7 protein-coding genes and 1 pseudogene are annotated in these 6,020 nt (G+C 66.1%); 7 read left to right on the top strand and 1 reads right to left on the bottom strand.

The genetic code is table 11. The features are described from left to right. The 3 genes from ACOJSN_RS23520 to ACOJSN_RS23510 form a co-directional block, all read left to right on the top strand. The coding region (locus ACOJSN_RS23520; RefSeq protein ID WP_420114911.1) for a hypothetical protein at nucleotides 1-183 on the top strand (183 nt) is incomplete at its 5' end. A gap of 2 nt (nucleotides 184-185) precedes the next feature. Continuing rightward, nucleotides 186-638, top strand: a complete 453-nt coding sequence (locus tag ACOJSN_RS23515; RefSeq protein ID WP_420114910.1) for a hypothetical protein — start codon at nucleotides 186-188, stop codon at nucleotides 636-638. An 85-nt stretch (nucleotides 639-723) separates the two neighbouring features. Then, the gene (locus tag ACOJSN_RS23510; protein WP_420114909.1) at nucleotides 724-990 is read left to right on the top strand and encodes an SHOCT domain-containing protein; all 267 of its coding nucleotides are present in this window, start codon (nucleotides 724-726) and stop codon (nucleotides 988-990) included. 57 nt (nucleotides 991-1,047) lie between these two features. Here the strand turns inward: ACOJSN_RS23510 and ACOJSN_RS23505 are convergent, their stop codons facing one another. Then, nucleotides 1,048-1,653, bottom strand: a complete 606-nt coding sequence (locus tag ACOJSN_RS23505; RefSeq protein WP_420114908.1) for a GrpB family protein — start codon at nucleotides 1,651-1,653, stop codon at nucleotides 1,048-1,050. Between the two features lie 412 nt (nucleotides 1,654-2,065). Here ACOJSN_RS23505 and nrdH point away from each other — a divergent pair, with 412 nt between their 5' ends. The 4 genes and pseudogenes from nrdH to nrdF all read left to right on the top strand — a co-directional run. Further along, nucleotides 2,066-2,317: a glutaredoxin-like protein NrdH gene (gene nrdH / locus ACOJSN_RS23500; protein WP_420114907.1), complete on the top strand. Its 252-nt coding sequence runs from the start codon at nucleotides 2,066-2,068 to the stop codon at nucleotides 2,315-2,317. 127 nt (nucleotides 2,318-2,444) lie between these two features. Next, nucleotides 2,445-2,849 carry a class Ib ribonucleoside-diphosphate reductase assembly flavoprotein NrdI gene (gene nrdI / locus ACOJSN_RS23495; RefSeq protein WP_420114906.1) on the top strand — a complete coding sequence of 135 codons (405 nt, stop codon included), beginning with the start codon at nucleotides 2,445-2,447 and terminating at the stop codon, nucleotides 2,847-2,849. 41 nt (nucleotides 2,850-2,890) lie between these two features. Continuing rightward, a complete protein-coding gene (gene nrdE / locus ACOJSN_RS23490; RefSeq protein WP_420114912.1) occupies nucleotides 2,891-4,996 on the top strand; it encodes a class 1b ribonucleoside-diphosphate reductase subunit alpha in 2,106 nt (701 codons plus the stop codon). Nucleotides 4,997-5,041: 45 nt separating this feature from the next. After that, nucleotides 5,042-6,020 (top strand): annotated as a pseudogene (gene nrdF / locus ACOJSN_RS23485) (class 1b ribonucleoside-diphosphate reductase subunit beta); the annotation flags it as partial.

Below are 6,020 nucleotides of genomic sequence, written 5' to 3'. Positions count from 1 at the left end.
AGGCGGCTCTCGCCCTACGTCGCTCGACGTAGTCGCGTTGTCGCACCGGGGCGGATGACCGCCGCGGCCGCCGCCGCGACCGTGGAGGCATGGTCACAGAAGCCCGCACAGGGTCACACCAGCTCGCTCGTTCACGTGTGTCGCGCCCGCGGCTGGGACGACGTTCGCGCAGCATCGTCTTGATCGTGCACATCGTCGCCGCGTCGGCGTGGATCGGCATCGACGTGCTCGTCGCTGTGCTGGTCGGCACCGGAGCACTCGCCACCGACCCCGCTCTGCGAGGCCTTGCCTACCAGGCCCTGGCGACGTTCATCTTCGTCCCGATGGCGGTCGCGGCGCTGGCCACCCTGACGAGCGGCGTGCTGCTCGGGCTCGCCACCAGGTGGGGGCTGGTGCGCTACTGGTGGGTCGCCGTCAAGCTCGTGCTGAACGTGGTGATGGTGGTGCTGATCTTCATGGTGCTGCGGCCGGGCATGAGCGGTGTGGGCGTGGCCGGCGCCGAGCTTGTCGCGGAGGGCAGCACCAGCGCCGACCTGTCGCTGCTGGTGTTCCCGCCCACGGTCTCGCTCACGATGCTCCTGCTGGCGACGGTGCTGGCGGTCACCAAGCCGTGGGGGCGCCTACGTCGCGCGGCGTAGGTGAAGTCACGCGCCCCAGCGGACGCCGCGGACTCGTGCCCAGCACAGGCTGGAGCGGTCCACTCAACACGAAGGAGGCTCTCCCATGGAGATCATCGGACAGGTCCTGGCCGACGGACCGTGGCACGGCGGATATGGCCCGCCCTTCCCATTCCTGCTCTTCCCGCTCTTCTGGCTGCTCGCGATCGGTGGCGTGCTCACGGCCGTGGTTCTCGGTCGGAGGCGCCGGGAGGCGCTGGCCGGCACACGAGCGGGCGAGCGCGTGCTCGCCGAGAGGTTCGCGCAGGGCGAGATCACCGCGGAGGACTACCGCGCTCGGCTCGCCGAGCTGCGCGCCAAGCCGCGCACGTAGCCGCACGGCCCGCCGAGGTGGTGCTGCCTGCGGTACCACCTCGGCCGGTCGACCCGGTCAGAGCAGCCCGGCCGCGCGGAACGCGCGGTCGTAGATGTCGTGGATCACCTGCTCCTTGCGGGCGTTGTACTGCATGACGTGCTCGCCCGCGGCGTTCGCTGCCTCCGCGGCGGCCAGCTTGGCGTCCTGGTAGCGGGCGAGGTCGTCGGGATTCGTCCGCAACCAGTCCCGGAACAGCCGCTGCCGAACGGGCTCGGCGGCATCGGGTCCGAAGACGTGCAGGTTGGCCCGCGGCTCAGGGTGCACCAGCGCACGGTGCTGTTGCCACCAGGTCTCGCGGACCACCAGCTCGAAGCCCGCCGTCTCCAGATCGGTCAGCCACGCGGCCTCCTCGGACGGGTCGGCGACGACCAGCGTGAGGTCGATCACGGGCTTGGCCGCGAGACCGGGAACCGCGGTCGACCCGATGTGGTCGAGGGCCAGCACCCGGACGCCCAGGGCATCGCGCACCCGGTCGGCCAGCAGGCGGTACGTCGCCGGCCACCGCGGGTCGTACGGGACGAGGAGGATGTCCCGCTGTGGTGCCTTGCCCGGCACGAACGAGGAGTGGCCGGGTGGCGGTCGAGTCGGCTTGTGCGTGACGATCTCGCTCGGCGCGGGCATCGCACCAGGCTGCCAGAGGCTGTGGACAGGTGGACAGCCTGTGCAGGGAGGGTTGAACTTCTCGGCGGTCCCGGCGGTGCCCACAGCGGCCTCGTGTGGACCGTACGCCACAGCCGTCCCGCTGCCCACAGCGCTGTCCACAGCTGTGGCCGCGCCACCCACAGGACAGCCCCGATCGTGCACATCGACACGCCGTCGGGGTGTGGATGACACGCGCGAGGCCGACACGCCGGACACAACATCTGTGGGTCTCGCGCTTTGTCGGCCACTAGGTGTAGCGTTGACGAGGTCGGGCGGAGCACAAGCGCCGACGAATGACATGGATGTAGTTACACCGAGGTGGTTCCCCGGAGCTGGGGTGGCCACGGACAGTCAGGATGCTGCGGGGATCCGTAGCGAGGGAGGGGACATCGTGACCATCACCGTCTTCAGCAAGCCGGCCTGTGTGCAGTGCGACGCCACGTATCGTGCGCTCAACAAGCACGGCCTGGAGTACACCGTCGTCGACATCAGCACCGATGCCGAGGCGCTCGAGTCGGTCAAGGCGCTCGGTTACCAGCAGGCGCCGGTCGTGTTCGCCGATGGCGACCACTGGTCGGGCTTCCGGCCGGACCGCATCAAGGCCCTCCTCCAGGGAGCACAGACCACCGCGGCCATCGCCTGACCCAGGCTCCTCCCGCCGTCGGGCAGCGATGGCTGACATCACCACAGACCCTGCGAGCCGGGGCCCGAGAACGGGCCCCGGTTCGTAGCAACACCGGCACCGAGACGCACGAAGGGAGCGGATCACGATGAGCCTGGCGGTCGTGTACTTCTCCTCCGTCTCGGAGAACACGAAGCGGTTCGTGGACCGGCTCGGCGTGCCGGCGCAGCGGATCCCGCTGCGACCCGCCGACCCGCACCTGCTCGTGACCAAGCCCTACGTGCTGTTCGTGCCCACCTACGGCGGCGGCAACGGCCACGGCGCGGTGCCCAAGCAGGTCATCAAGTTCCTCAACGACGAACGCAACCGCTCGATGCTGCGCGGCGTGGTCTCGGCGGGGAACACCAACTTCGGGGCCGCGTACTGCATCGCCGGCGACATCATCGCCCGCAAGTGCGGCGTGCCCCACCTGTACAAGTTCGAGCTACTAGGAACAACCGAGGACGTGGCGAGCGTCCGAGAGGGGATTGAACAACTGTGGCAGCAACCCTGACCGACGTGGAGACCATCGAGGCATCGGCCGCGCAAGGGGAGATGGATTATCACGCCCTCAACGCGCTCCTCAACCTGTACGGCCCGAACGGCGAGATCCAGTTCGAACGCGACCGCGAGGCGGCGCGCGCCTACTTCCTCCAGCACGTCAACCAGAACACGGTGTTCTTCCACAACCTGCGGGAGAAGCTCGACTACCTCCTCGAGGAGGGGTACTACGAGGCCGAGGTGCTCGACAAGTACTCCTTCGAGTTCCTGCAGCACATCTTCGACCACGCGTACGCCAAGAAGTTCCGCTTCCAGACCTTCCTGGGAGCCTTCAAGTACTACACCTCGTACACGCTGAAGACCTTCGACGGCAAGCGCTACCTGGAGCGCTTCGAGGACCGCGTGGTGATGGTCGCGCTCACGCTTGCCGATGGCGACGAGCAGTTCGCGCTGACGATGGTCGACGAGATCGTCTCCGGCCGGTTCCAGCCTGCCACGCCCACCTTCCTCAACTCCGGCAAGAAGCAGCGCGGCGAGCCCGTCTCCTGCTTCCTGCTGCGGATCGAGGACAACATGGAGTCGATCGCGCGGGCGATCAACTCCGCGCTGCAGCTGTCGAAGCGCGGCGGCGGGGTGGCGCTGCTGCTGAGCAACATCCGCGAGCACGGCGCCCCGATCAAGAAGATCGAGAACCAGAGCTCCGGCGTGATCCCGGTGATGAAGCTGCTGGAGGACTCCTTCTCCTACGCCAACCAGCTCGGCGCACGCCAGGGTGCGGGTGCGGTGTATCTGCACGCCCACCACCCCGACATCATGCGGTTCCTCGACACCAAGCGTGAGAACGCCGACGAGAAGATCCGCATCAAGACCCTCTCCCTCGGTGTGGTGATCCCCGACATCACCTTCGAGCTCGCGAAGAACAACGAGGACATGTACCTGTTCTCGCCGTACGACGTGGAGCGCGTCTACGGGGTCCCGTTCGCCGAGGTCAACGTCTCCGAGAAGTACCGCGAGATGGTCGACGACGGCCGGATCAAGAAGAAGAAGATCAAGGCACGTGAGTTCTTCACCACGCTCGCCGAGATCCAGTTCGAGTCCGGCTACCCGTACATCATGTTCGAGGACACCGTGAACCGGGCGAACCCGGTCGACGGCAAGATCACCCACTCGAACCTGTGCAGCGAGATCCTGCAGGTCTCGACCGCCTCGACGTACAACGAGGACCTGTCCTACAACCACGTGGGCAAGGACATCTCCTGCAACCTCGGCTCGATGAACATCGCGCTGTCGATGGACTCACCCGACCTCGGCAAGACCGTGGGCACCGCGATCCGCGCGCTCACCGCCGTCAGCGACCAGACCCACATCTGGTCGGTGCCGAGCATCGAGCAGGGCAACAACGACAGCCACGCCATCGGCCTCGGCCAGATGAACCTGCACGGCTACCTCGCCCGCGAGCGGATCCACTACGGGTCCGAGGAGGGCATCGACTTCACCAACATCTACTTCTACACCGTGCTGTTCCACGCCCTCACCGAGTCCAACAAGCTCGCGATCGAGCGTGGCCGTGCATTCGGTGGCTTCGAGCGCAGCACCTACGCCAGCGGCGAGTACTTCGACAAGTACACGGAGCAGACGTGGGAGCCGGCGACCGAGCGGATCGGGCAGCTGTTCGCCGATGCAGGCGTGCACATCCCCACGCAGGAGGACTGGCGCGAGCTGAAGGCGTCCGTGATGGAGTACGGCATCTACAACCAGAACCTGCAGGCGGTCCCGCCGACCGGGTCGATCTCCTACATCAACAACTCGACCTCCTCGATCCACCCGGTGGCGAGCAAGATCGAGATCCGTAAGGAAGGCAAGATCGGCCGCGTCTACTACCCGGCGCCGTTCATGACGAACGACAACCTGGAGTACTTCCAGGACGCGTACGAGATCGGCTACGAGAAGATCATCGACACCTACGCCGCGGCCACGCAGCACGTGGACCAGGGGCTGAGCCTGACGCTGTTCTTCAAGGACACGATCACCACCCGCGACCTCAACAAGGCGCAGATCTACGCGTGGCGCAAGGGCATCAAGACGCTCTACTACATCCGCCTCCGCCAGCTGGCGCTCGAGGGCACTGAGGTGGAGGGCTGCGTCAGCTGCATGCTGTGACGCAACGCCACCACTGAGACGACAGCACGACGAAGGAACGATGAGATGACCGCAGTGAGTGCAGCGCACGGCGACAAGCCGAAGCTGGTCAGCCGGGTGTCGGCGATCAACTGGAACCGGATCGAGGACGAGAAGGATGTCGAGGTCTGGAACCGCCTCGTCAACAACTTCTGGCTCCCCGAGAAGGTGCCGCTGAGCAACGACATCCAGTCCTGGCACACCCTCCGTGAGGAGGAGCAGCGGATGACCACGCGTGTGTTCACGGGTCTGACGATGCTCGACACGATCCAGGGCACGGTGGGCGCCGTCAGCCTGATCCCGGACGCGATCACGCCGCACGAGGAGGCGGTGTACACCAACATCGCGTTCATGGAGTCGGTGCACGCCAAGAGCTACTCCTCGATCTTCTCCACGCTGATCTCCACCGCCGAGATCGACGAGGCGTTCCGCTGGAGCGAGGAGAACGCCAACCTGCAGGAGAAGGCGCGGATCGTCCTCGACTACTACCGCGGCGACGACCCGGAGAAGCGCAAGGTCGCCTCCACGATGCTGGAGTCGTTCCTGTTCTACTCGGGCTTCTAAGCCCCGATGTACTGGTCCAGCCCCGCCAAGCTCACCAACACCGCGGACCTGATCCGGCTGATCATCCGCGACGAGGCCGTGCACGGCTACTACATCGGCTACAAGTACCAGAAGGCGCTGGAGAAGGCCTCGCCCGAGCGCCGTCAGGAGCTCAAGGACTACACCTTCGACCTGCTCTTCGAGCTGTACGAGAACGAGGAGCAGTACACCGAGGACCTGTACGACCCGCTCGGTCTGACCGAGGACGTCAAGGCGTTCCTGCGGTACAACGCCAACAAGGCGCTGATGAACCTCGGCTACGAGGGCCTGTTCCCGAAGGACCAGACCAACGTCAACCCGGCCATCCTGTCCGCGCTGTCCCCGAATGCCGACGAGAACCACGACTTCTTCTCGGGCTCCGGCTCCTCCTATGTGATCGGCAAGGCCGTCAACACCGAGGACG

The organism is Pseudactinotalea sp., from assembly GCF_048594945.1.
Taxonomy (GTDB): Bacteria; Actinomycetota; Actinomycetes; order Actinomycetales; family Beutenbergiaceae; genus Pseudactinotalea.
This window is presented reverse-complemented; position numbering and strand designations above follow the sequence as displayed.